This window comes from Aeromonas sp. QDB63 (genome assembly GCF_027707425.1).
GTDB classification, from domain to species: domain Bacteria; phylum Pseudomonadota; class Gammaproteobacteria; order Enterobacterales; family Aeromonadaceae; genus Aeromonas; species Aeromonas caviae.
On the sequence record NZ_JAPCIS010000016.1, the window covers coordinates 33479 to 58932 of the forward strand.

Annotated in this window: 19 protein-coding genes; 5 read left to right on the forward strand and 14 right to left on the reverse strand. The window is 60.0% G+C overall.

What is annotated here, in order from left to right:
• Positions 1–68 precede the first annotated feature (68 nt).
• Together PG879_RS11980 and fabA are read left to right on the forward strand one after the other, a co-directional pair.
• Positions 69–2048 carry a Lon protease family protein gene (locus tag PG879_RS11980; protein ID WP_041211430.1) on the forward strand — a complete coding sequence of 660 codons (1980 nt, stop codon included), beginning with the start codon at positions 69–71 and terminating at the stop codon, positions 2046–2048.
• Positions 2049–2126: 78 nt separating this feature from the next.
• Positions 2127–2687 carry a 3-hydroxyacyl-[acyl-carrier-protein] dehydratase FabA gene (gene fabA / locus PG879_RS11985; protein ID WP_010674758.1) on the forward strand — a complete coding sequence of 187 codons (561 nt, stop codon included), beginning with the start codon at positions 2127–2129 and terminating at the stop codon, positions 2685–2687.
• 80 nt (positions 2688–2767) lie between these two features.
• On the opposite strand, the gene rmf is transcribed toward fabA, so the two are convergent.
• The 14 genes from rmf to PG879_RS12055 form a co-directional block, all read right to left on the reverse strand.
• The gene (rmf, locus tag PG879_RS11990) at positions 2768–2947 is read right to left on the reverse strand and encodes a ribosome modulation factor (protein ID WP_005315693.1); all 180 of its coding nucleotides are present in this window, start codon (positions 2945–2947) and stop codon (positions 2768–2770) included.
• A gap of 157 nt (positions 2948–3104) precedes the next feature.
• Complete coding sequence (locus PG879_RS11995; RefSeq protein ID WP_010674760.1) at positions 3105–4754, reverse strand: DUF3466 family protein; 1650 nt, start codon at positions 4752–4754, stop codon at positions 3105–3107.
• A gap of 8 nt (positions 4755–4762) precedes the next feature.
• A complete protein-coding gene (gene uup, locus PG879_RS12000; protein WP_029314544.1) occupies positions 4763–6673 on the reverse strand; it encodes an ATP-binding cassette ATPase Uup in 1911 nt (636 codons plus the stop codon).
• A 72-nt stretch (positions 6674–6745) separates the two neighbouring features.
• Positions 6746–6973, reverse strand: coding sequence for a glutaredoxin family protein (locus PG879_RS12005; protein ID WP_010674762.1), 228 nt, complete (start codon positions 6971–6973; stop codon positions 6746–6748).
• On the reverse strand, positions 6973–9144 hold the full coding sequence (gene rlmKL, locus PG879_RS12010) for a bifunctional 23S rRNA (guanine(2069)-N(7))-methyltransferase RlmK/23S rRNA (guanine(2445)-N(2))-methyltransferase RlmL (protein ID WP_039040793.1): 2172 nt from the start codon (positions 9142–9144) through the stop codon (positions 6973–6975). The genes PG879_RS12005 and rlmKL overlap by 1 nt, the downstream gene beginning before the upstream one ends.
• Positions 9145–9452: 308 nt before the next feature.
• Positions 9453–9989, reverse strand: coding sequence for a cell division protein ZapC (locus PG879_RS12015; RefSeq protein ID WP_041215146.1), 537 nt, complete (start codon positions 9987–9989; stop codon positions 9453–9455).
• Positions 9990–10074: 85 nt separating this feature from the next.
• Complete coding sequence (gene pyrD / locus PG879_RS12020) at positions 10075–11085, reverse strand: quinone-dependent dihydroorotate dehydrogenase (RefSeq protein WP_143237545.1); 1011 nt, start codon at positions 11083–11085, stop codon at positions 10075–10077.
• Between the two features lie 47 nt (positions 11086–11132).
• Positions 11133–15995: an NAD-glutamate dehydrogenase gene (locus PG879_RS12025; protein WP_143237547.1), complete on the reverse strand. Its 4863-nt coding sequence runs from the start codon at positions 15993–15995 to the stop codon at positions 11133–11135.
• 274 nt (positions 15996–16269) lie between these two features.
• A complete protein-coding gene (locus PG879_RS12030) occupies positions 16270–16491 on the reverse strand; it encodes a DUF2835 family protein (protein WP_010674767.1) in 222 nt (73 codons plus the stop codon).
• Between the two features lie 67 nt (positions 16492–16558).
• Positions 16559–19183: an aminopeptidase N gene (gene pepN, locus PG879_RS12035; RefSeq protein WP_010674768.1), complete on the reverse strand. Its 2625-nt coding sequence runs from the start codon at positions 19181–19183 to the stop codon at positions 16559–16561.
• Positions 19184–19312: 129 nt separating this feature from the next.
• Complete coding sequence (gene prc / locus PG879_RS12040) at positions 19313–21328, reverse strand: carboxy terminal-processing peptidase (protein WP_045524882.1); 2016 nt, start codon at positions 21326–21328, stop codon at positions 19313–19315.
• 8 nt (positions 21329–21336) lie between these two features.
• Positions 21337–21981: an RNA chaperone ProQ gene (gene proQ / locus PG879_RS12045; RefSeq protein ID WP_010674770.1), complete on the reverse strand. Its 645-nt coding sequence runs from the start codon at positions 21979–21981 to the stop codon at positions 21337–21339.
• Between the two features lie 101 nt (positions 21982–22082).
• Positions 22083–22541: a GAF domain-containing protein gene (locus tag PG879_RS12050; protein ID WP_010674771.1), complete on the reverse strand. Its 459-nt coding sequence runs from the start codon at positions 22539–22541 to the stop codon at positions 22083–22085.
• A gap of 108 nt (positions 22542–22649) precedes the next feature.
• On the reverse strand, positions 22650–23108 hold the full coding sequence (locus PG879_RS12055; protein WP_143237549.1) for a hypothetical protein: 459 nt from the start codon (positions 23106–23108) through the stop codon (positions 22650–22652).
• 41 nt (positions 23109–23149) lie between these two features.
• On the opposite strand from PG879_RS12055, the gene PG879_RS12060 reads away from it, so the two are divergent.
• Genes PG879_RS12060 through ccoO form a run of 3 tightly spaced genes read left to right on the forward strand, consistent with a single transcriptional unit; the run spans position 23150 to position 25445 of the window.
• Positions 23150–23413 (forward strand): hypothetical protein, encoded by a 264-nt coding sequence (locus tag PG879_RS12060; protein ID WP_125117269.1) that lies wholly within the window; start codon positions 23150–23152, stop codon positions 23411–23413.
• Positions 23388–24812, forward strand: a complete 1425-nt coding sequence (gene ccoN, locus PG879_RS12065; protein ID WP_010674773.1) for a cytochrome-c oxidase, cbb3-type subunit I — start codon at positions 23388–23390, stop codon at positions 24810–24812. The genes PG879_RS12060 and ccoN overlap by 26 nt, the downstream gene beginning before the upstream one ends.
• 18 nt (positions 24813–24830) lie before the next feature.
• Positions 24831–25445, forward strand: coding sequence for a cytochrome-c oxidase, cbb3-type subunit II (gene ccoO, locus PG879_RS12070; protein ID WP_010674774.1), 615 nt, complete (start codon positions 24831–24833; stop codon positions 25443–25445).
• Positions 25446–25454: the final 9 nt, after the last annotated feature.

Below are 25454 nucleotides of genomic sequence, written 5' to 3' on the forward strand. Positions count from 1 at the left end.
TTCTGTCACCCTCAACCGAACTGTGTATAATGGTGGCAATTGATCCTATCCCCGACCGGATGTCTTAAGTGGCTGAATTAACATCAGAACAATTAAAACCCGCTTTCTCGATTGAGCAGTTCCCCACACTTGGCGAGCTCGACCCCATTCCGTTTGCCGCCCTGCAACCCAGAGCGATTTCGGGTATCAAACGGCTGGCCAGTTTTGATGGTGACTGCCCGGTCATGATCCTCAACGGTTTCCCCGGTGCAGATTACGAGAATGTCTGCCAGACCCTGATCGCCTCTTCGAATGGCAAGGATGGCGACCTGTTCGATCTCTGTTATACCGAGAATCTCAACAACCCTTTCAAGCCCATCTGGCTGCGCCTGCAACCGGGCTCGGGTTTCGAGTTCTGCGAAATGGTCGGTGAGCTGCTCAAGCTGATGAGCCACCATCTCGACGCCGAGCGGCTGGTCACCCGGATCATCCGCAAACAGAACAACGACCCCAAGATCGTGGATTTCCTCTCCGATCTGGCCGCCCATGTCGCCCAGGGCCTCGAGTTCCAGCACCCGGTGCTCATCAACCTGCTGATCCATCATGAGGATCAGCAAGCCCCTGTCGTCTACGGCCGTGACCTGAACTGGGATACCTTGTTCGGCTCTATCAACTATCAGACGGAACAAGGCTCCGTCTACGCCAACCAGCACCTTTTGGAACCTGGTCTGCTGCGGGAAGCCAACGGTGGTTACCTGATACTTCAGCTCGATGAGCTGCTGGATCAGCCTCATCTCTGGTTCAAGCTCAAAAACGCCATGCAAAAAGGCGAGCTGGACTGGAATGCCTATCAGGAAGGCAAGACGCTGACACCGTTCTTCACCCCGGAAGCGACCCCCATCCGGTTCAAGTTGATCCTGGTCGGTGACAGGCTGGACGTGGCGGAATTCCAGATGCTGGACAGGGACATGGCGGAGCGCATCTTCCTGCGTGCCGATCTGGTCTCCGAAGTGAACATCGAGGAAGATCTCCCCGCCTTCCTGCAATATCTCGCCTGGCTGCGAGCGCGCTGGGCGCTGCTGGATTTCACGCCAAGTGCCCTCCTCGCCCTCTGTCGCCATGCCAGCCGCCTGTGTGACCACCAGGAGTGGCTATCCCTCTCCGAGGTACAGCTCGGCGCCATCATGCGCATGGCCGACAGCCTGGCCCGCGAGCTGGAAGCGACCAGCGTCACTGACGAACATATCCTGCTCGCCCTGGAAGAGCAGGATTACCGCCTCAACTATCTGGTGGAGCAATCGGATCAGGGTGTTATCGACGGCCAGATCCTGCTGCAGACCGACGGTGAAGAGGTTGGCCAGATCAACGGCCTTTCCGTCATCCAGGTGGCCGGCCATCCCTATGACTTCGGGGAGCCGGTACGCCTCACCGCGACCGTCCACCTCGGGGATGGCGATGTGGCTGACATCGAGCGCAAGGCGGAGCTCGCCGGGCACATTCACGCCAAAGCCATGATGATCATCCACGGTTACCTCTCCAACAAGTTCGGCGCAGAGAACCCCTCGCCGCTCTCGGCCAACCTGGTGTTCGAGCAGTCATACCACGAGATCGATGGTGACAGCGCCTCCCTGACCGGCCTGTGTGCCCTGCTCTCTGCCCTCGCCCGCCAGCCCATCTACCAGCACTTCGCTGTGACCGGTGCGGTCGACCAGTTCGGCAATGTGCAGGCCGTTGGCGGCGTGAACGAGAAGATTGAGGGCTTCTTCCGGGTGTGCAAGATCCACGGCCTCACCGGCAAGCAAGGCATTCTGCTGCCCGGCACCAACGCCCAGCAGCTCAACCTCTCTGATGAAGTGATCGCGGCAGTAGAGGCCGGCCAGTTCCACATCCACCCGGTGGATCACGTGGAAGAGGCTATCGAGCTGCTCACCGGCTGCGTTGCTGGCGAACCAGACATGCCGGATACCCTGTTTGGCCGCATCCAGGAGAGACTGGACGAACTCAATGGCACGGCAACCAAGAGTGGCGGCCTGCTGCGCAGCCTGCTGGATCGGCTGCTTGGCCGTTAAATGAAGTGATCGGAGTTGTTTAGCGAACATCTGTAAGCTAAATTGGCCCGGCTTTGACCCATATGAAGGATAAACAGCGTGACCCTAGATAACGACACCACTGATCCCCGCCTCTCCCTGTGCGAACAAGGCAAAGAGTCCTTTACCCGTGAAGAGCTGCTTGCCTGCAGCCGTGGCGAATTATTTGGTGAAGGTAACAGCCAGCTGCCCGCCCCCAACATGCTGATGATGGATCGCATCGTCAAGATCAACGACCATGGCGGCGAGCACGGCAAGGGTGAAATCCTGGCTGAACTCGATATCACGCCGGATCTCTGGTTCTTCGACTGCCACTTCCCCGGCGATCCCGTCATGCCCGGCTGCCTGGGCCTGGATGCTATGTGGCAACTGGTCGGCTTCTTCCTGGGCTGGAAAGGGGGTCCTGGCAAAGGACGTGCGCTGGGTGTCGGTGAAGTCAAGTTCACCGGCCAGATCCTGCCGACGGCCAAGAAGGTCACCTACAAGATCACCTTCAAGCGCGTCATCAACCGCAAACTGGTCATGGGCATTGCCGATGGCGTCGTGGAAGTGGATGGTCGCCCCATCTACAGCGCCACCGATCTGAAAGTGGGCCTGTTCAAAGACACCACCGCATTCTGATCCTGCTCCTGGGTGAGCAGAGACAACGTAAAGGGGCCACGATGGCCCCTTTCCTATTGTAATGAGTGATGAAGTATCGGTTACTTCATGAAGAGGCCTGAGCCTCGCCCTTCCATGGCATCGCGCCAACCACCAAGCCAATGGCCCCTGGCATCCAGGCACTGGTACGGACACGCTTCTTTCTGTTTGCCGACTACGCCAGCCTGATAACCACGAGCGCGAGCTCTCTCCAGACGGTCCCGTTTCTGTCTCTTCATCATCTACGACCCTCTTCGTGGAACAAAAAAAGCGACCAGTTTTTCACCGGTCGCCTTCATCTTTACCCCAGGGGGGAGGCAGGGTCAAACAAAAAATTCCATGCTATTCAGGGGTTGTGACACAAGATACTGAACTGCATTAATTTTTGATGACACTTACTTATCGCTGATAGCGACGCAGCCAGGCAAAGGGCAGCGCCAGCAGAGTCAACCAGAACAGGCTGCCACCACCGCCCTCGCCACCATCCTGACCGGTCTGGTTGTTGACCGGCGCATTGCTGACCACATAGCTGGCCGGGGCATTGCCCTGATAATCCGCCACGGCCGGCGTCAGTTTGACGGCGACCACGGTGGCGTTGGCGCGTTTGTTGAGGTCGCTCTCGCTGTCATAGCGATACGCCGTCGCGGCAATGGTGCCGTCGCTGCTGATGCCGCTGGCATAAGCGATGTGATAGTACTTGCCGTTCTGGGCACACTGCTTGTTGCCGGCGTCATCCTTGCCACAGATGAGATCGTTCAGATACCAGCTGTTGGCCGGGGCGGCCGCGTTCAGCAGGAAGGCTTCCTGCATGCGGTTGGTGCCATTGACCACCGGTTGGGTCTGATGGCGGGAGTCGCGCCAGCCAACCACCATGTTGTGCTCGTTGATGGCGGCCGCTTCCGAGCCTGCCCCCGAGACCGGCTTGTCTTGAAGAGGAAGGCTGGCCGCCGTACCCGGCTTGCTCAGGTTGAACAGGAACATCTCCACCGGGCGGTTCTGACCCTTGTTGATGCGATAGCGCTGGTTGCCGATCACGTAGCCGTTGTCGTTGACGGCCACGGCCCAGCTGTGTTGCAGCTTGGCATCGTCCTTGCCAGGCTCGCCATCCGGCAGCGGGATGATCTTGGTGGTGCCCACGGTGCCGGCAGCCGTATCCAGGGTCCAGTAGCTGGCGAGGTTGCGGCCATCCAGATCACCGGTGCCCACCTCGCCGGTAGAGCTGTAGCCCACGCCGTAGAGGGTGCCGTTGTACTTGGCCACGCCCAGTGCAGAAGCGGTTTGCAGCACCTCGTCACGCTGATGGCCATAGGTGCCGGCCTGCATCAGCTTGTTGAACCCGCCCGAGCTGTTGAGCAGCCAGAAACTCGCCTGGGTATCGACCCCGGGGCAGTAGCGGAAGTCACCGTACTGGCTGTCATTGCCCGTCTCGAAACACCACTTGTAGAAATCACCGCCCACCTTGTGGCGATACTTGTCGCTGGCCGCGGTACCGGTCACCAGATACTGACCGTTGTCCAGCTTCTTGATGGAGGTGGGTACGCTCAGGCCGTGGGTGCTGGCCGCATCCTTGAGCTCGACCGGGTTGCCGTCATTGACCACGGCAAAGGCGGTGCGCAGCTTGCCATTCATCTTGTAACCGACCCGATCCTCCGGAACATCCCCGAGGGCCGTCACCAGGCCATCGACCTCGGAGCTGGTCACGTAGCCCAGGTTGCTGCGTTGATCCACCTTGTCCAGGAAGTCGCGACGCCACTGGTAGGCAAAGCCCGAGTTGTCGCTCCAGAAGGAGTTGCAGACCGAGTTGGAGAGCATGCAACCCTGCTCGAAACGGAAACGATCCACCAGGAAGTCGGCAAACCGCACGGTGGAGAAGTATTCCGCCATGTTGTTCTTGGTGTTGAGCCCGATGAGGCCGTTGGCATCGCCGCTGATCCCGCTGGCATAGCCTTTGACTTCGTCATCGACGATGGTGAAAAAGGAGCTTTGTGCCGCCTGCGCGTTGAGGCTGGCGCCGACCAGGATGGCCAGCATGGATAATTGCTTTTTCATCTACTTCCTTAGTCTTGATGTTTCAACGCTTCCAACTCCTCCCAACGGGAGAAGGCGTGTTCCAATGCGGCCTCTGCCGCATTCAATGCATCCAGTTTGGGCTGGGTCTGCTCTGCTGGCAGGGAGAAGAAACCGGGGTGGTTAATCTCGGCCTGCAGGGCATCGAGTTCCATTTCCAACTGTTCCAGCCGGGCTGGCAGATTATCCAGCTCCAGTTGCAACTTGTAAGAGAGTTTTCGTGTTTTTTTCGCAGGCTCCGCTGCCGATGCGACAGGCTCTGCCACCTTGACCGGGGCCGGCTTGGCCGTCTGTTGGGCGGCCTGCAGGGCTCGTGTGGCCATCATGTCGGCGTAGCCCCCGACATAATCGCTGATCCGTCCATCCCCTTCAAACAGCCAGCAGCCGGTCACGGTATTGTCGATGAAACGGCGATCGTGGCTGACCAGCAGCAGGGTGCCCGGATAATCGGTGAGCAGCTCTTCCAGCAATTCCAGCGTTTCGACATCCAGGTCGTTGGTTGGTTCATCCAGAATCAACAAGTTACTGGGTTTGAGGAAGAGTTTGGCCAACAGTAGACGGTTTTTCTCGCCCCCTGACAAGGCCTTGACCGGGGTGCGCGCCCGCTTGGGCTCGAACAGGAAGTCCTGCAGGTAGCCAAGGATGTGGCGGGAGCGGCCGCGAACCATCACCTCCTGCTTGCCCTCCCCCACGTTGTCCACCACCGTCTTCTCGGGATCGAGCTGCTCACGGTATTGATCGAAGTAGGCCACTTCCAGGTTGGTCCCCTGGCGCACCGAGCCACGGCTCGCCTCGAGCTGGCCCATCAGCAGCTTGATCAGGGTCGACTTGCCGCAGCCGTTGGGGCCAACCAGAGCAATCTTGTCCCCGCGCAGCACCTGCAGATCCAGTCCCTGGAACAGGGTGCGATCACCAAAGTCCAGCCCCAGCCCCTCGGTCTCGAACACCAGCTTGCCGGAGCGGCCCGCCTCGTCCAGTTGCAGCTTGGCCTTGCCCTGCAGTTCCCGGCGCTGGGTGCGCTCCATGCGCATCGCCTTGAGGGCCCGCACCCGTCCCTCGTTGCGGGTACGACGCGCCTTGATCCCCTGGCGGACCCACACCTCTTCCTGGGCCAGCTTGCGGTCGAACTCGGCGTTTTTCAGCTCCTCGACCCGCAACCACTCCTCCTTGCCTTGCAGATATTCGTCATAGTTACCGGGCCAGGAGGTGATCACGCCGCGATCGAGATCGATGATCCGGGTCGCCAGCTTGTGGATGAACTCCCGGTCGTGGGAGATGAAGACGATGGCGCCACGAAAGTCCTTGAGGAACTCTTCCAGCCAGTTGATGGCATCGATGTCCAGATGGTTGGTCGGCTCGTCCAGCAGCAACAGGTCCGGGTCACACGCCAGGGCGCGGGCCAGAGCCACCTTGCGCAGCCAGCCGCCAGACAGACTGTCGAGCGTCACATCAGGGTCGAGATCGAGCAGGGTCAGCACCTGATTGATGCGGGTTTCGTACTGCCAGCCGTTCTGATAGTCGAGCTGCTCCTGCAACTGGCTCATGGTGCGAATGTTGGCATCGGAAGGGTCGTGCGCCAGGGCGTGGGAGACATGGTGGTACTGCTTGAGCAGCTCCCCTACCCCGGCCAGCCCTTCTGCGGCGTAATCGAACACGGTGATCTCGCTCGAGGCGGGCGGATCCTGCTCGAGGCGGGTCACTTTCAAATCTTGTTGCAACACCAGACGGCCGTCGTCCAGCGGCAGTTCGCTGGCAATCACCTTCATCAGGGTGGACTTGCCCGCCCCGTTGCGACCCACCAGACAGAGGCGCTCGCCCCGCTCTATGGTGAGCTCGGCATGGTCGAGCAGCGGAAAATCACTGAACGACAGGGACGCGCCGTGCAATGTCAAAAGAGCCATGTTTGTTCCTTGTTGCTTATGAAAAAACGGGCGGCAGCGTGAATCTGCCCCCGTTTTGTCGTCAAATCCTGCTCACCCCTGTGCCAGCCAGCCTTGCAGCTCCCCCAGGGTGAAGGGCCAGCCCAGCTCCCGGCCGGCACTGTCTTGCAGCACCGGGATGCGCACCCGGTAAGCCTCGAGCCAGGCCTCCTCCTCCAGGATGTCGCAGCGGCGGGTCTGCGCGGCCATCCCGGCCTGTTCCACCAGCGTCCACGCCTGTTCGCACAGGTGGCAGCCGTCGGTGTGAAACAGGGTCAGCATCAGCCTTGTGCCTCGGCGTGGGTGATGATCCAGCAGTTGTGGATATGCTGGTTGCGCTCGAAGTCCTTGGGCCGGGTCTTGTTCGTGATGTTCTGCGCCTTGAGACCGATGGCGTCAAGGCCGGCCAAGTCCATCTTGAAGTGGCGTTTGTTGTTGGAGAAGACCAGGGTGCCGTCCGCCGCGAGCAGGCGCTTGAGGTGCTGCATCAACAGCAGGTGATCCCGCTGCACGTCGAAGCTCTCGTCCATCCGCTTGGAGTTGGAGAAGGTGGGCGGATCGATGAAGATGAGGTCGTACTGCTCGTCGGCTTCCGACAACCACTTCAGGCAGTCCGCCTGCACGAACTTGTGCTCGCGGCCCACCAGCGAGTTGAGGCGCATGTTGTCCTGGGCCCAGTTGAGGTAGGTGCGCGACATGTCCACCGTGGTGGTTTCGCGGGCGCCGCCGAGCCCCGCGTGCACGGTGGCACTGCCGGTGTAGGCGAAGAGGTTCAGGAAGCGCTTGCCCTTTGCCATCTGGCCCAGCATGCGGCGGGTCTGGCGGTGGTCGAGGAAGAGGCCGGTGTCCAGATAGTCGTAGAGGTTGACCCAGAGGCGTGCACCGTACTCCTGCACCTCCATCCGGTGCTGCTCTTCGGAGAGCTTCTGGTACTGCTGTTTGCCTTCCTGGCGCTCGCGCACCTTCAGGATCACCTTCTCGCCGTCCATGCCGGTCACCTTGATGGCGGCCTGCACCATGTCCAGCAGACGCTGGCGGGTTTTCTGGGCGGGAATGTCCTTGGGCGCCGCGTACTCCTGTACCACCAGATAATCCTGATAGCGGTCGATGGCGGCGTTGTATTCCGGCAAGTCCGCGTCATAGAGGCGGTAGCAATCGAGGTTCTCCTTGCTCGCCCATTTCTCGAGGGTCTTCAGATTCTTGCGCAGACGGTTGGCAAAGTCCTGGGCCACCTCTTTCTGGGAAGCGACGGCATCGAGGGCGATCTGATAGTTGCGCAGCTGGCACTCGAGGGCGCCGTTGAACAGGCGATACTGCTTGTCGGCACGCAAGCGCAGGCAGCTCAGGAGTTCGGGAGAGGCGGAGAGAATGGTGACCTTCCACCCCTGGAAGCCGCGGCGCAGGGCATCGCCAAGGGCCTGATGCACTTCCAGCAACGCCGGGAATTCACCGAGACGCTCGCCATAGGGCGGGTTGGAGATGAGCATGCCGACCTGACGGCTCTCTCCTTCCACAGCCGGCATCGGCAGCGGATTTTCCAGCTTGGTGACATCGGCCTGCTTGAAGGTAATGAGATGGGCCACGCCGGCGGCCTTGGCGTTGTCACGGGCCTTCATCAGGACCCGGGTATCCGCATCGCAACCGAACAGTTTCACCTCGCAGCGCTGCATGCCGCGCTTGGCACGCACCTGGGCTTCCATCATCAGACTCTGCCACAGTTCACCATCGTGTTGCAGCCAGCGATCGAAACCGAAGCGCTCACGGCGCAGCGCAGGCGCCATGTCGGCAGCGATGAAGGCCGCTTCAATCAGCAGGGTACCGGAGCCGCACATGGGGTCCATCATGGGCTCGCCAGCCCAGCCGCTGCGGGCAATCATGGCCGCAGCCAGGTTCTCTTTGAGGGGCGCCTCGCCGGTGCCCTGGCGATAGAAGCGCTGGTGCAGCGCCGGTCCTGACAAGTCCAGCGTGATATTGGCCTTGCCTTTGCCAAGGTGCGCCATGATGCGAATGTCCGGAGACTTCTTGTCCACATCCGGGCGCACGTGGCCGCGCTTGGTGAAGCGATCGACGATGGCGTCCTTGATCTTCAGGGCGCCGTACTGGGTATTGCGAATGGAGGCGTTGGTACCGGTAAAGTCCACCGCGATGGTGGCGGTACCGGAGAAGTGCTCCTCCCAGGGAATGGTATGAGCCCCGAGGTAGAGGTCCAGATCGTCGTTCATCTGGAACTCGGAGAGCACCAGCACGATACGGGAGGCAAAGCGGCTCCACAGACAGGCCTTGTAGCCGATGGCCAGTTCGCCCTTGAAGTGGACGCCGGCCACGGTCTCACGGACCTGCTCCGCACCCAGATTGGTCAGCTCGACGGCCAGCAGGTTTTCCAGCCCCTTGGGGCAGGTTGCAAAAAATTCTTTCATCACGCTCACGGGGATGCCATAAAAATAGTGCCGCATTATACCTTATCGGCCCGCGCTCGGCACTCGAACCTTGGACAAAGGCGCCATATAAACGGCAAGAGGCGCGGCAGACTCTCCCCTCCCCCCTTGCGGGCGACAGGATCCCGCTCTTGGCTGGCAGCTGTCTACCATCACATTCGTAAAGAATTCGAAAATCTTGCCCGGACCAGGCAGAAAATGGTCGTGACGACCAGACGAAGGAAAAAGACAAATAATGGAACAAGAGAGAGACTGTGCGCTTAAATATCAGACCAATATAGCAGGCCTATAACAGACTTATTCGTCGCCATATAACGGCCCCATCGTCAGCCCACTTCCCGATATTGTGTCTGTGCCCGGACTCTGGCTTGCATCCGGTTATTCATCACCTTGATCACGGCAAAGCGCGGCAGCGTCTTGCTGTTGGTCAGTACCAGCTCGTCGGTCAGGTTCAGGCAAACGCTCGCCTGATCGCCGGCTTCGATGACCATGAATTCCCCCCGACCATGGGGCGTATCCATCCACACCAGGGATCCCATATCCGGAAAAACATGAGCCTGCTGTTCATGAAAGAACCAGCTTTGCGGCATCAGGGGTTTATAAAAACGGCTGACGGCGATGGCATTGAGGACCAGCTGGACCTGGTGGGGCGTACTCCAGTCGAGTTCAGCGGCCTTGTCCATCAACTGGTAATAGAGGGCGGCATCATCCACGCAAAAAGGCTGGGTGGTGAAAGAACAGGGAACAAGTTGTCGACCTTTATATTCGGTGGCAAATATCATGCGATCGGACAAATCCAGCATCAGGCGATCATCCTGAGCGTCATAATGCCACTGCCAATTGTCATTGGGTTGAATACACATGGTGGTGCCCTTATCTAAGCCGTCCCTCGACTTTATTCCATGTCGAGAATTTGAGCAACGTTAAATAAGGGCAACCGGTTATTTTTTAAATATGAGTAACGATCTCTTTGACCAGACCCGGCCCTTTATAAATAAAGCCGCTGTAAATCTGGACAAGACTGGCACCCGCTGCCAGTTTTTCCCGAGCCGCCATGGCGCTGTCGATACCACCCACACCGATAATGGGCAGGGCGCCGTCGAGGGCCTTGGCCAGGTGGCGGATCACCTCGGTGCTCTTGTGCTGGAGCGGACGACCGCTAAGCCCGCCGGCCTCTGCGGCATGGGGCATGTCATATATCATCTCCCGCTCCAGAGTGGTATTGGTGGCGATGACACCGTCAATACGGTTCTTGATCAAAGAGGCGGCTACCTGATCTATTTCATCGAGTGACAGATCCGGGGCAATTTTCACGGCCAGCGGCACATACTTTTTATATTTCTCGGCCAGCTCCTGTTGGCGCTGTTTCAATGCGGCCAGCAGTTCATCCAGTGCATCGCCATATTGCAATTGACGCAGACCCGGGGTGTTTGGCGAGGAAATATTGACCGCAATATAACCGGCGTGGTCATACACCTTGTCCATGCAGAGAAGGTAATCATCCTTGCCCTGCTCGATGGGGGTGTCCTTGTTCTTGCCGATATTGATGCCGATCACCCCCTGATATTTGGCCTCTTTCACCTTGGCCACCAGGTGATCGACTCCCTTGTTGTTGAATCCCATGCGATTGATGATCCCCTCGGCCGGGATCACCCGGAAGAGACGAGGCTTGTCATTGCCGCTCTGGGGTCTGGGGGTCACGGTACCGACCTCGATGAAACCGAACCCCATGGCGCCGAAGGCATCGATGCACTCCCCGTCTTTATCCAGACCGGCGGCCAACCCCACCGGATTGGCAAAATTAAGCCCCATGACGGTGACGGGGCGTTTGGGCAGAGAGTGGCGGAAGAAACAATCAAGCGGGGTACCGAGAAGGCGGGGCAAATATTTGATGGAGAGATCGTGAGCCTGCTCCGGATTGAGTTTGAACAGGAAATGCCTGGCGAGTGGGTACAGCATGCTTGCTCCTTAAAAAAAGCCCCGGCAACTGGCCGGGGCTTTTGGGGTTATGCCGAGGTTCGGCAATTCAACTGGAGCAGGTTCAACTCTCGCAAGGCCACCGAGAACTTGGCGAACTCGTGCGTGCTCGTGGTCTTGAAGTCGGCCAACATGTGGGTCCAACGGGACAAGAGTTGCTCATGCTCCGAAATCCAGTCGGCCAGTATGGTAGCGCATTCCCCCTGCTCTTTGCACCCTTCCAGTACCACGGAGGTGAGGCTGCGTTGCTGCCAGTCCAGATCTTCGCGGAAGGAGGCCCGCGCCATCGCCTGCCAGTGGTTGCCCACCGGCTGATGGTTGATCTGTTCGAGGAACCAGTGCAGATCCAGCTTGGCACCCAGGCGGTAGTAGACGTTGGCAACCCGCAGGATGTCGGTCTTGTGCTCCGCGGCAATCTGCGCCAGATCCAGGCAGGAGAAGAGGCTGCTCATGTGGGCCACGCGACGGGCGATGGCCTCCGGCACCTGTTTCTCCACCAGGGCGGCGACCGCCTGGCTGTGTTCGGCCACTTCGCTTTCGTCCATTACCTCATAAAGGTGCTGACTCAGGGTCTCGAAGGCCGGGCGGAAGAAGGCGATGTTCTCGCCGATGCTCCAGCTGCGGTTGCGGGCGCGCAGGAACCAGCGGGTGGCGCGGCGTACGATGCGGCGGCTGTAGAACATCAGCTCTAGCTGGGTCTGGGCATCCACCCCGTTGTCACACCCTTCGATGTCACGCCACAGGGCGCCGAGGCCGAACACTTCCCGGGCCATGGCGAAGCAGCAGGCCACTTCCGCCACCGAGGCACCGGTCTCGTCCTTCATCCGGCTGGCGAAGTTGAGCCCCATGTCGTTGACCAGCATGTTGGCCACCCGGGTCGCGATGATCTCGCCTCGCAGCGGATGCTGGGCCAGGGCCGCGCCAAATTGCTGCTGCAACTGGGTCGGGAAGCTGGTGACCAGCATGTTGGCGAGGAAGGGCTCGTCGGTCACTTCCGGGCAGTTGAGCTGCTCTTTGAGCACCATCTTGCCGTAGGCCACCAGCACCGCCAGCTCGGGACGGGTCAGCCCCTGCCCCGCCGCCATCCGCTCGGAGAGCTCCTCGTCGGTGGGGAGGAACTCGAGGCCGCGGTCCAGCTTGCCTTCCCGCTCCAGCCCCTGGATGAAGCGCTGCTGCTCTTTGAGCTGCTCGGCGCCACGGAACGCCGTGACCGAGATGGACTGGGACTGGCGGTAGGCGTTGGTGATGACCACCTGCGCCACCGCATCCGTCATCTCGTAGAGCATCTGGTTGCGCTGCTTGAGGGTCAGATCCCCGGCGGCCACCAGCTGGTTCAGCAGGATCTTGATGTTCACCTCGTTGTCGGAGCAGTCCACGCCGCCCACGTTGTCGGTGAAGTCGGTGTTGATGCGACCACCCTGGCTCGCGTACTCCACCCGGCCGAGCTGGGTGAAGCCCAGGTTGCCACCCTCGCCCACGATGCGGGCACGCAGATCGCGACCGTTGACTCGCAGCACGTCGTTGCTGCGATCCCCGACGTCGGCGTCGCTCTCGCGGGCACTCTTCACATAAGTGCCGATGCCGCCGTTCCAGAGCAGGTCCACGTTCAGACAGAGCAGGGCCTTGATCAGCTCGTTCGGCGCCATGCTGGCCTTGTCAGTGCCGAGCAGGGTCTGCATCTCGGGGCTCAGCTTGATGGACTTGGCCGAGCGCAGGAAGATGCCGCCCCCCTTGGAGATGAGCTCACGGTTGTAGTCATCCCAGCTCGAGCCCGGCAGCTCGAACAGGCGCTTGCGCTCGACGAAGCTCCTGGCCGCATCCGGGGTCGGGTCGACGAAGATGTGCATGTGGTTGAAGGCGCCCACCAGCTGGATGTGCTCGGAGAGCAGCATGCCGTTGCCGAACACGTCGCCGGCCATGTCCCCAATACCCACGCAGGTGAAGTCGGTGGTCTGGCAGTTGATGCCAATCTCACGGAAGTGGCGCTTGACCGATTCCCAGGCGCCGCGGGCGGTGATGCCCATCTTTTTGTGGTCATAGCCCACCGAGCCGCCGGAGGCAAACGCATCGCCGAGCCAGTGGCCGTATTCGAGGCTTATCTCGTTGGCGATGTCGGAGAAGGTGGCGGTGCCCTTGTCGGCCGCCACTACCAGGTAGTAGTCATCCTCGTCGTGACGCACCACGGATTTTGGCGGGATCACCTCGCCGCCGATGATGTTGTCGGTCACATCGAGCAGGCCGCGGATGAACAGACGGTAGCAGGCCTTGCCCTCCTCCTGGATGACGGCACGGGGGGCGCCTGCCGGCATCTGCTTGCAATAGAAGCCGCCCTTGGCGCCCACCGGCACAATGACGGTGTTCTTCACCTGCTGGGCTTTCACCAGACCCAGCACTTCGGTGCGGAAGTCCTCCTTGCGATCGGACCAGCGCAGGCCGCCACGGGCCACCTTGCCCCAGCGCAGGTGTACCCCTTCCACTCGCGGGGAGTAGACGAAGATCTCGAACTTCGGCAGCGGCAGCGGCATGTCGGTGATGCTGGAGGGGGCCAGCTTGAAGGAGATGTAGGGCTTGATGTTGCCCGCCTTGTCCAGCTGGTAGTAGTTGGTGCGCAGGGTGGCGTCGATCATCTCCACATAGCGGCGAATGATGCGATCGTCATCCAGGTTGGCGACCTGATCCAGCTTGGCGGCGAGCTGCTCATGCAGCTTGGCGGATGCCTTGGCATCTTGCGATGGCACCTTGGCGTCCTGCTTGCCGGCCGGATCCAGACGCTGTTCGAACAGAGTGAACAGCAGCTCTGCGATATCCGGATAACGGGTCAGGGTCTCCTCGATATAGGACTGACTGAAGGAGACGCCGGTCTGGCGCATGTATTTGGCATAGGCCCGCAGCACGGATACCTGACGACCGGTGAGGCCGGCCCCCAGCACCAGACGGTTGAAGCCGTCATCTTCCAGGGTCTTGTTCCAGATGGCGGCGAAGGCCTGCTGGAAGCGCTGCTGGCTCTGCTCCAGATCGAACGGTTGCTCGCCCCGCAGCAGCATGGAGAAATCGAGGATCCAGAACACCTCGCCGGTGGGGGTCCGTACCTGATACGGGGTCTCGCCGATGACGCGCAGTCCCATGTTTTCCAGCATGGGCAGGACGTCGGAGAGGTGGATGGGTTCGCTTCGGTGGAACAGCTTGAGGCGTACCCGGCGATCGTTCTCCTCCTCCTGGGCGCGGTAGAACAGCATGCCAAGCGGCTCGGCCTCGCTCAATCCATCCAGGGCCATGATGTCCGCGACGGCAGAGCCCGGCAGCACATCTTCCTTGTAGGCACGGGGGAAGGCGGTGCTGAAACGGCGGCGCAGCTCGTTACCGCGGGCCTCGCCATAGTGGGAAAGCAGCACGGAATCCAGGCGGTCATCCCAGCTGCGGGCCGCTTCAATCAGGTTGTTCTGTACTTCGTTCACATCCACATCCACGTTGTTGTTGTTGACCCGCACTATGTAGTGGGTCCGTGCCAGCACGCCCTCGGTGAAGTAGACGTTGAACTCCACATCGATGCTGCTGCCAAAATATTTCTGCAAAATCTGCTGGGTCTTGACCCGCAGCGCCGTGTTGTAGCGCTCCTTGGTGACATAGACCATGCAGGAGAAGAAGCGGCCGTAGACGTCGCGGCGCACGAACAGGCGCAGCATGTCCCGCTCCTGCATCTCCAGCACGCCGAGACCGGTGGCCAGCAGCTCCTCTTCACGGGCCTGGATCAGCTCGTCGCGCGGGTAGGTTTCCAGCACGTTCAGCAGCGCCTTGTAGGCATGAGAGCCCGATTCAAAGCCGGAGGCGGCCATGATGCGCTCGAGGCGGTGGCTGATGAGGGGGATCTGGGTCGCACTGGTGTTGTAGATGGAGGAGGCATACAGGCCGATGAAGCGATCCTCTCCCACCACCTTGCCGTGCTCGTCGAAGCGCTTGATGCCGATGTAATCCACATAGGCCGGACGATGCACCCGGGACTTGCTGTTGGACTTGGTGAGGATCAGCAAGTCGGAACTGAGGGCCGCGTGACGGGCGCTGGCGGGCATGGTGCCGAGGCGCTGGCCTTCGTCCTTGATGGAGTTCTTCATCAGCCCCAGGCTGGACTCGGGCTGCGGCAGGATCTCGTGATCCCCCTCCACCGCCTTGACGTCGTAGCGACGATAACCCATCAGGGTGAAGTTGTGGGCGGCCACCCATTTGAGGAAGGCGACGCAGGAGTCCACCTCGGCCTGGCTGACCGGGTTCTTGCGTTTGGGCAGCTCCTCGATGATCTCGTTCAGGCGCGTCAGCATGGGCTGCCAGTCTCCCACCGCCAGGGCCACTTCCCGCGCCACCGAGTTGAGCTCGGCAGTCAGGGCGTCCATCTCCTCTTCACCGGTCAGGTGATCGATTTCGATGAGGAAGGCGGTTTCCACCGAGGTCTGCTCTGCGGTGTTGTCCAGATCCAGGATGGCGCCAATCTTGCCGCCTTCGCCGCGGATCAGGTGCAGCGGCTGGTGCAGCATCATGTGGGCGGTGATATTGAGACGCTTGAGGGCCATGCGGATGGAGTCCACCAGGAAGGGGGAATCCTGCAGGATGATCTCGACGATGGTATGGGGAGACTGCCATCCGTGGCGGGTCAGCTCGGGGTTGTAGACCCGGATATAGGGCTCGATGCCGGTACGGTGGTTGAGGGCATTCCACAGACTGAGGGCGGCGCCATAGAGATCGCTGTCATTGCGGTCATGCAGATCAGTGCTGGCCATGTTGCCGTAGAACTTGGCAACGAAACATTCGACCAGGGAGGCACTGTTTTTCGGCAATTTCTGGTGGATCAGACTGAGAACGTTTTCGAGCAGAACGGAGGTAGGGGCGTCTTTCAATGCCATTGCTAGTTTCCTTATCGGACGACATCACAGACACGGCGACATCCACCCAGGATGCCCACCGGTACAGAGTTGCAGCGAAGTGTAATGGCTTGGATCAAGGAAGGCGAGCAAAGGTGATAACGGGATGTTAAAAACAAGGGACAGATCACGGCTTGGGTTGTGATAAATTTTGCCAAGTTGGCAAAATTCAGAAAATCCCACTGGATGCCGCGCCATTTGCCGGATAGATAGTGACTTAAAGCAGATAATTACCCGGATTGATGTTCAAGTTTTGTTAATTTATGCGTTCCAGGGAAATGAAGCGATGATCGTCCTGGGTTTTCAGTCGAAAGTAGCCGTGAACGCCGCTCTCCGACACAAAACGCCGGATTTTCTCCAATCCCAGCTCCAGGGTCAGACCCTGCTCGGTACGTACCACCAGGCGGTTCACCTGCCCCTGGTACATCAACATGATCTCGTCGCGGCCAAGGGAGAGCCGAAAAGTGTATTGCCTCATGTCACCTCCTGGTCATCCATGAAAAACGGGCAGGAAAGCCAGGCTCCCCTGCCCGCCGTCGCGGCGCTTACTGTGCCAGCGCCTTGCTCACCTTCTCGAACAGATCCCGCGCCAGCCCGTCCAGGTTGGCCAGGCGGGTCAGCTCGGCGCGAACCAGCGCCTTGCGCCCCTCATCGAGCCGCTTGAACTGGATAAGCGGGGTGATGAGGCGGGACGCCACCTGGGGATTGACCTCGTTGAGCTCGATCAAGAGATCGGTCAGGAAGCGATAGCCGCTGCCATCGGCGGCGTGGAACTGCACCTGGTTGTTCATGGCGAAGCTGCCGATGAGCGCCCGCAGCCGGTTCGGGTTGCGGATGCTGAAGGTCGGGTGCGCCATCGCCTGCTTCACGTCATGGAGCACATCCTTGGCCGGCTTGGCCCCCACCAACCGCAGCCAGTTGTCCAGTACCAGGCCATCATGGGCCCATTTGCCTTCGAAGTCGGCCAAGAGCGCGGCGCGGCACGGCAGCAGATGGCTGTTGGCCACCTGGAGCGCCGCCAGGGTGTCGGTCATGTTGTCGGCAGCCTCGTACTGCTCGCGCACCAGGGTATCGGCCTTCGCGGCATCCAGCGCCGCCAGATAACCCAGCACCACACCCTTGAGGGCCCGCTTGGCCATGTCGGCATGGACCACCTGATAAGCCGGCAGACGCAGGCTCTCGTAGCACGCCAGCAGGCGGTCGCCGAAGGCGTGGGCCAATGCGGTCTGGATCCCGTTGCGCACCTGGTGGATGGCGTCGATGTCGGCCACCTCGAACAGCTCGGCCAGGGTCGCCTCCCCCGGCAGGGCCAGGATCTCTGCCTTGAGGGCGGGATCCAGTGCAGCCTCGTCCAGAATGGCGACAAAGGCCGCCAGCAGGGTGTGGGAGAGTTCAACCCCCTGCCCGTGCTGGACCCGGGCCACCCCGTCGATCACCGCCTTGTTGATCAGCATCTGGGCGGCGTCCCAGCGGGCAAACTCGTTGCGGGCATGACGCATCAGGAAGGCCAGGGCCTCGTCGCTGTAGTCATAGTGCAGCTTGACCGGGGCGGAGAAGTCTCGCAGCAGGGAGGGTATCGGTCTGACCGGCACTCGATCGAATTCGAACGTCTGCTGTGCTTCCAGCACGTCCAGCACATTGCCGATGGCCTTGCCCTGGTATTGCAGCGGGATGACGGCACCCTGTGCATCGTAGAGCTCGATGTCGAGGGGGATATGCAGCGGCAGCTTTTGTGGCTGATCCTGGGTCGGCGGCGTGTGCTGGCTCACGTGCAGACGATAGACACCGCTTTCGGCATCGTATTCGTCGGTCACGGTGAGCTCGGGGGTGCCGGACTGGCTGTACCAGCGGCGGAAGCGAGCGAGATCCACCCCGGAGGCATCCTCCATCGCCTGCACGAAGTCGTCGCAGGTGGCAGCAGAGCCGTCGTGACGCTCGAAGTAGAGTCGCATGCCCGCCTGGAAGGCGTCCTCCCCCAGCAGGGTGTGCATCATGCGGATCACTTCAGAGCCCTTCTCGTAGACGGTCAGGGTGTAGAAGTTGTTCATCTCGATCACCACATCCGGGCGGATGGGGTGGGCCATGGGGCCGGCATCTTCGGCAAACTGCGGACCGCGCACGGTGCGCACGTTGTTGATGCGGTTGACGCCGCGCGACCCCAGATCGGAGGAGAACTCCTGATCCCGGAACACCGTCAGTCCCTCTTTGAGGCTTAACTGGAACCAGTCGCGGCAGGTGACGCGGTTGCCGGTCCAGTTGTGGAAATATTCGTGGCCGATCACCCGCTCGATGCCGTGGTAGTCCGCATCGGTGGCTGTGGCCGGGTTGGCCAGCACGAACTTGGAGTTGAAGATGTTGAGCCCCTTGTTCTCCATGGCCCCCATGTTGAAGAAGTCCACCGCCACGATCATGTAGATGTCGAGGTCATACTCGAGGCCGAAACGCTGCTCGTCCCAGCGCATGGAGTTGATGAGGCTCTCCATGGCGAAACCGGCGCGGTCCAGGTTGCCCTTGTCCACGAAGATCTCGAGCGCCACCTGGCGGCCGCTTTTGGTAATGAAGTGGTTGCGTTCCACATCGAAGTCCCCCGCCACCAAGGCGAAGAGGTAGCTCGGTTTGGGGAAGGGATCCTGCCACTGCACGAAGTGGCGACCGTCGTCCAGATCGCCGCTCGCGACCTTGTTGCCGTTGGAGAGCAGATAGGGGTACTTGGCCTTGTCGGCGGTGATGCGGGTACTGTAACGGGCCAGGATGTCCGGCCTGTCCATGTAATAGGTGATACGACGAAAGCCCTCGGCCTCGCACTGGGTGCAATAGGCATCGCCGGATTTGTAGAGCCCCTCCAGCGCCGTGTTGGCGGCGGGATCGATGTCGGTGACCACGGTCAGCACGCACTCGGCCGGCAGGTTGAACAGGGTCAGGCTGCTCTCTCCCTGCTCGTATTGCTGATAGGGCACGCCATCCACAATGACGCTGACAAGGTCAAGCCCCTCGCCGTCCAGCACCAGGGGTTCGTTGTGATCGCCGCTGCGACGCAAACGGGAAATGGCGGTGACCCGGGTCAGGGGCTCTTGCAGCTGAAAATCGAGATCCAGGCTGTCACACCAATAGAGGGGAGCCTGGTAATCCTGGCGATATTTGGCCGTCATGGCCTGAGGTTGTTCAGTCATTATTGTGTGCTTCCACGCTTTGTTATTGACGTGTCAGAGGCTGTCACAAGGCTCGGACAGGGTCAAATAGTTTGCATTCAGGCAAAAGAAAGGGCGACCCGAGTCGCCCTTGTCATTTCGTTGCCAGCATCAGCTCTTCTTGCTGAGGGTGGCCAGATCCGCCGTGATGTTGGCCGCTTCCACCTGGTATTCGTCAGGTGCCTCGAAATCGGTCGGCAGTTCATCCAGGCTCTTCACCGTCGGCTTGCCAAGACGGGTCAGCCGCTCGTTGGCTCGCGCCAGCGCCTTCTCATCCTGTTTGGCCTGTTCAGCCAGCCGCTCGGCTTCGTTCAGGGAGACCGACTTCTTGTCCTTGTCCGCCTGATACTCCTTGATGTCCTGCAGCACATAGGCAAATTCCGGATCCTTGGTGATCCGCGCCTCGTGGGCCGATTTCAGCTTGGGCAGCAGGCTGGAGAAGTCCCCCAGTCGCTCGTAGCTGGCCGAGGCGATCTTGTCCCAGGGCAAGGCGTTGAACTCGCGGCTCTCCCCCGTCTCACCCGGCGCCACTGCGGTCGGGAAGGCGATATCGGGAGCAACCCCCTTGTTCTGGGTGCTGCCGCCATCGATACGGTAGAACTTGGCGATGGTGTACTGCACGTGACCCAGCGGCTGCTCGTAGAAGTCATAGACCTTGGCGAGGCTGCGATGCTGCTGCACCGTCCCCTTGCCGAACGAGTTTTCGCCGAGGATCAGCGCACGACCATAGTCCTGCATGGCGGCGGCAAAGATCTCGGAGGCCGAGGCGCTGTAGCGGTCGATCATCACCGACATGGGGCCACCGTAGTAGACATTGCCGTCGTCGTCTCCATTGACGGTGATGCGACCCATGTGATCACGGATCTGCACCACGGGGCCGCTGGCAAAGAAGAGACCGCTCAGGGCGGAGGCTTCCGTCAGGGCACCGCCACCGTTGCCGCGCAGATCGACGATGAGGCCGTCGATCTTCTGCTTGTTGAGGCTGGAGATCTCCTTGATCACGTCGTCGTGCAGGTTGACGTAGAAGCTCGGGATCTCGAGCACGCCGATCTTCTTGCCCTCGGCGGTGATCACCTTGGACTTGGCGGCTCGGTCTTCCAGACGCACCTTGTCACGCACCAGCTCCACCAGCTCTGTCTTGGCGGTCGCGCCCTTGCCGCGCTGGATCTCCAGCTTCACCTTGCTGCCCTTGGGCCCCTTGATGAGCTCGACCACGTCGTCAAGACGCCAGCCTATGACATCCACAATCTTGCCGTCGTCCTGCCCCACCCCGGTGATCTTGTCATCGGGTTTCAGGTGATTGGACTTGGCCGCCGGGCCACCGGGCACCAGGGAGCGGATGACGGTGAAGTCATCTTCCGCCTGCAGCACGGCACCAATCCCCTCCAGCGAGAGGTTCATCTCGGTGTTGAACCGATCGGCGCTGCGCGGAGACAGATAGCTGGTGTGCGGTTCGATGGCGCGGGCGAAGGAGTTCATGAAGAGCTGGAACACGTCCTCGCTCTCGGTCTGGGACATCCGCTTGATGGCGTTGTTGTAACGCTTGCCAAGCAGCTCCTTGATCTCGGGCCACTCCTTGCCGCTGAGCTTGAGGCTCAGGGCATCGAACTTGACCCGCTGACGCCACAGCTCGTTGAGCTCGGCTTCATCCTTGGGCCAGGGAGCCCCTTCCCTATCGAAGACATAATTGTCTTTCTGGGTAAAATCGAAGGGAGTGTCGAGCAGTTTGAGGGCGTATTCGAACCGCTCGTACCGCCGCTGCTGACTCAGGTTGAACATCTCGTAGGCCGGAGCCAGTCGCCCTCGCTCGAGGTCGGTGTCAAAACCGGTACGATATTTCTCAAAACGGCTGATGTCAGAGGCCAGAAACAGGTTGCGGCTGTAGTCCAGATTCTCCAGATACTTGTCAAAGATCACGGAGGAAAAGGCGTCGTCCAGCTTGAACTGTTTGTAGTGGGAGCGGGTAAACAGATTGGCAATTCGCTTGCTGGCCGTAGCATGTTGGCTCTCTTGAGCCAACACAGGCAAATCACTTTCCTTGAGCACCGGCTCGATGGCCTGTGCGAGCCCGGCAAGCGCCAGGCTACAGGCAACGAGTGAAAAACGAATCACGCCATGCTTCAACATTCGTCTCCTTAGAGAACCAGATGCTCGAACTTGACCCGCAACATCATGCCGGTCTGCAATTGAACCTGTACGTCATCCTTGGTCACTTCCTTGATGGTCGCAGGCACAGGGGACTTGCCCAGCACGACGCGCACGCCCTGCTCGACTTTCAGGGTAGCGGCATCCACTTTCACCAGCGGCGCATCGGCGACCGGTGCAGCCTTGGGAGCAGGGGCGGACTTGGGCTTGTCGGAGCGGGGAGCGTCAGCCTTGCGCGGCGCGTTGCGACGCGGCTGCTTGGGCTTGTCTTCCTTCTCCTTGGTGTTGGTGCGGCGGCTGGCAAAGACACGTTCCTTGCTCTCCTTGAGCGCCTGTTTGGCATGCTCGATGTGCTCTTCGGTGAGCAGCTCGCCCGGGTTGCCGTCCAGATCGACACGGGCCTGGCCAGCCTTGAGGCCATGCAGGTAACGCCAGCTGGAGGTGTATTGACGCAGAGCAGAGCGCAGCATGGTCTTGGAGACTCTCTCGTCATCAGCAAGACGCGCGGCCAGATCCTGGAAGATGCCAATCTTGAGTGGCTTGGCCTCTCCTTCAGCGATGAAGCAGGCCGGGAATTTCTCGACCAGGTAGGCGACGATCTCTTTACTGTTCTTCAGCTTTTCAGTGTTTTCCATGTATAACCTTGGCTTTCATATAGACGCACGGGCATGCCCGAACACAACAAAGGCCCCATTATAGAGAGCTTGGGACCTTTTGCGAACCATCTAGCAATGACTTAGAGCATGCTTTCCAAAATTTGCACCGTTTCTTCGAGGCCAATCCGGTCCTGCTCGTCAAAGCGGTTAAAGATTGGACTGTCGATGTCCAGCACCCCGATGATCTCCCCGCCACGGCGCAGCGGGATCACGATTTCCGAGTTGCTGGCACCGTCGCACGCAATGTGCCCCGCGAACTGGTGCACGTCGTCCACCAGCTGGGTCTTGCCCTCGGCAACCGCAGTGCCACAGACGCCGCGCCCGACCGGGATGCGCACACAGGCCGGCTTGCCCTGGAACGGGCCGAGCACCAGGGTCTCGCCCTGCAGCAGGTAGAAACCAACCCAGTTGATGTCAGCCAGTTCCTGATTGAGCAGGGCAGACAGGTTTGCCAGGGTGGCGATCATGTCGGGTTCGCCCTCTAGCAATGCCTGGGCCTGCTGGTTGAGCGTGCGATAAAATGCTTGTTTTTCAATCATGATTAAATGAACTTCACTCTTTGATAATCAATGCAAGGTACCGTCCTGCCTGAAAATTTCAAATCAATTTTCATTTATCCCCCCTCCTGGGGCCCGATGAGAGTCCGTTCAACGTGCCGCGCCCAACGTCAGTTGATGGCGCTGGCCATTGCTCCACTCGATGGTCAAGAGCCAGTCCATCGCCTCTGCCGTACAACTTCCCACCTGGGTCACCCCTCGCCACCCCGCATCGCTGGCTTCAAACAGCACGGGGATGAGCCCCATGAACATCTCCTTGCCCTCGAGCCAGGCCTTGACCGGCGTAATGGCCGGCACACCCCCTTGAAGGCGCAGGACAAAGTCATGTTCAGGGCGGATCGGCAAGCCATCGATGCTGACCGTCAGCGGGCGATCCCCGACGATGAGGCGGCAGGGGCTGTGGGACAGATCACAAATCTGAACATTGGAGCCCCCTGCATGGTCGCTTCCTGTGCCTGAAAACCAGGTTCGATAGGCCATCAGGGAGAGCAAAATGACCAGCACCATGGACAGGTGGACGATTTTGCGTGAAGTGAGTCTCTCTTTCATGAAAAAACAGCTCTGTAAGGTACGTAGAAAATGTAATTTTCGTGATCTGGCTCAAGGTAAAAACTGGCGGACATGAGACCCGCTGGAGCCAAATATATCACTGTTTGTACTGTTATTTTACCGGTCATTTCAGTATCATTCTCAATGGATTTTCATTTAACCACCTTTTGCTTTTCCTTTTATTAACAGATGTTAACGAGGGGATTTTGCAAAACCGGGGTGAAAATGGCCCAGGACACCGGGCAACACTAACAACAGCATCGGAAGCGGAATACAACGATGAGCCATACAACAAACCACCCTGAGTACAACTACACCGTTGTGCGCCAGTTCACCGTCATGACGATTGTCTGGGGTATCGTCGGCATGTCGGTGGGTGTATTGATTGCAGCCCAGTTGATCTGGCCTGCCCTCAACTTCGACACCCCCTGGCTGACGTACAGCCGTCTGCGTCCCCTGCATACCAATGCGGTCATCTTCGCATTTGGTTGCAGCGCCCTGATGGCCACCTCCTTCTACGTGGTGCAACGCACCTGTCAGGTCCGGCTGTTTGGTGGTCCCCTCGCCTCCTTCGTGTTCTGGGGCTGGCAGGCGATCATTCTGTCTGCAGCCATCTCGCTGCCGCTGGGGTACACCACCTCCAAAGAGTACGCCGAGCTGGAGTGGCCCATCGACATCGCCATCGCCGTGGTCTGGGTGAGCTATGCCATCGTCTTCTTCGGCACCTTGGTCAAGCGCACCACCTCCCACATCTATGTGGCGAACTGGTTCTTCGGTGCCTTCATCATCACGGTGGCCGTACTGCACATCGTCAACAACATGGAAGTGCCGCTCTCCGGCATGAAGTCCTACTCCATGTACTCCGGTGCCATGGATGCCATGGTGCAGTGGTGGTATGGCCACAACGCAGTGGGCTTCCTGCTGACAGCGGGCTTCCTTGGCATGATGTACTATTTCGTGCCCAAGCAGGCGGGTCGCCCCGTCTACTCCTACCGCCTCTCCATCGTGCACTTCTGGGCGCTGATCTCCCTCTATATCTGGGCCGGTCCGCACCACCTGCACTATACCGCCCTGCCTGACTGGGCCCAGTCGCTGGGCATGGTGATGTCCCTCATCCTGTTCGTGCCCTCCTGGGGCGGCATGATCAACGGCATCATGACCCTCTCGGGTGCCTGGCACAAGCTGCGTTATGACCCCATCCTGCGCTTCCTGATCGTCTCCCTGTCGTTCTACGGCATGTCGACCTTCGAAGGCCCCATGATGGCGATCAAGACCGTCAACGCCCTCTCCCACTACACCGACTGGACTATCGGTCACGTTCACTCCGGTGCCCTGGGCTGGGTTGCCATGGTGTCCATCGGTGCCGTCTACCACCTGATCCCGAACCTGTTCGGGCAGGGGCGCATGTACAGCATCAAGCTCATCAACGTCCACTTCTGGCTGGCCACCGTGGGCACCGTGCTCTATATCGTCGCCATGTGGATTTCCGGTGTGATGCAGGGCCTGATGTGGCGTGCGGTCAACGACGACGGCACCCTGACCTACAGCTTCGTGGAGGCGCTGCAAGCTTCCTATCCCTTCTACTTCGTGCGCTTCCTGGGTGGCTGCTTCTTCGTCACCGGCATGCTGCTGATGGCCTACAACGCCTATCGCACCGTCACTGCGCCCAAGGGTTCTCTGGAACCCGTCGCACAGCCAGCCTGATTTGAAGGGGTTTAAAGCATGAGCAACAACAACCGTCACGAGATTTTTGAAAAAAGCGTCCCCATGCTGGTGATTGGCATCATCTTCGCCATCAGCCTGGGGGGCCTGGTGGAAATCACCCCCCTGTTCTTCCAGAAGCAGACCAACGAGCCGGTGGAGGGCCTCAAGCCCTACACCGCCCTGCAGATGGAAGGACGCGACATCTACATCCGCGAAGGCTGCACCGTCTGCCACAGCCAGATGATCCGCCCGTTCCGCGCCGAGACCGAACGCTACGGCCACTACTCGGTTGCCGGCGAGAGCGTCTGGGAGCACCCCTTCCTGTGGGGCTCCAAGCGTACCGGCCCGGATCTGGCCCGGGTCGGCGGCCGCTACTCCGATGACTGGCATCGCGCCCACCTCATCAACCCGCGTGACGTGGTGCCCGAGTCCAACATGCCGGCCTTCCCCTGGCTCGAGACCAATGTGCTGAGCGGCGAGTTGACTGGCAAGAAGCTGGCTCTGTTCCGGGATCACTTCGGCGTGCCCTATACCGATGCCGACATCGCTGGCGCCGGTGAGGCCGTCAAGGGCAAGACCGAGCTGGATGCGCTGATCGCCTATCTGCAATCACTGGGCCATGCCCTGAAATAAGGAGTCGGG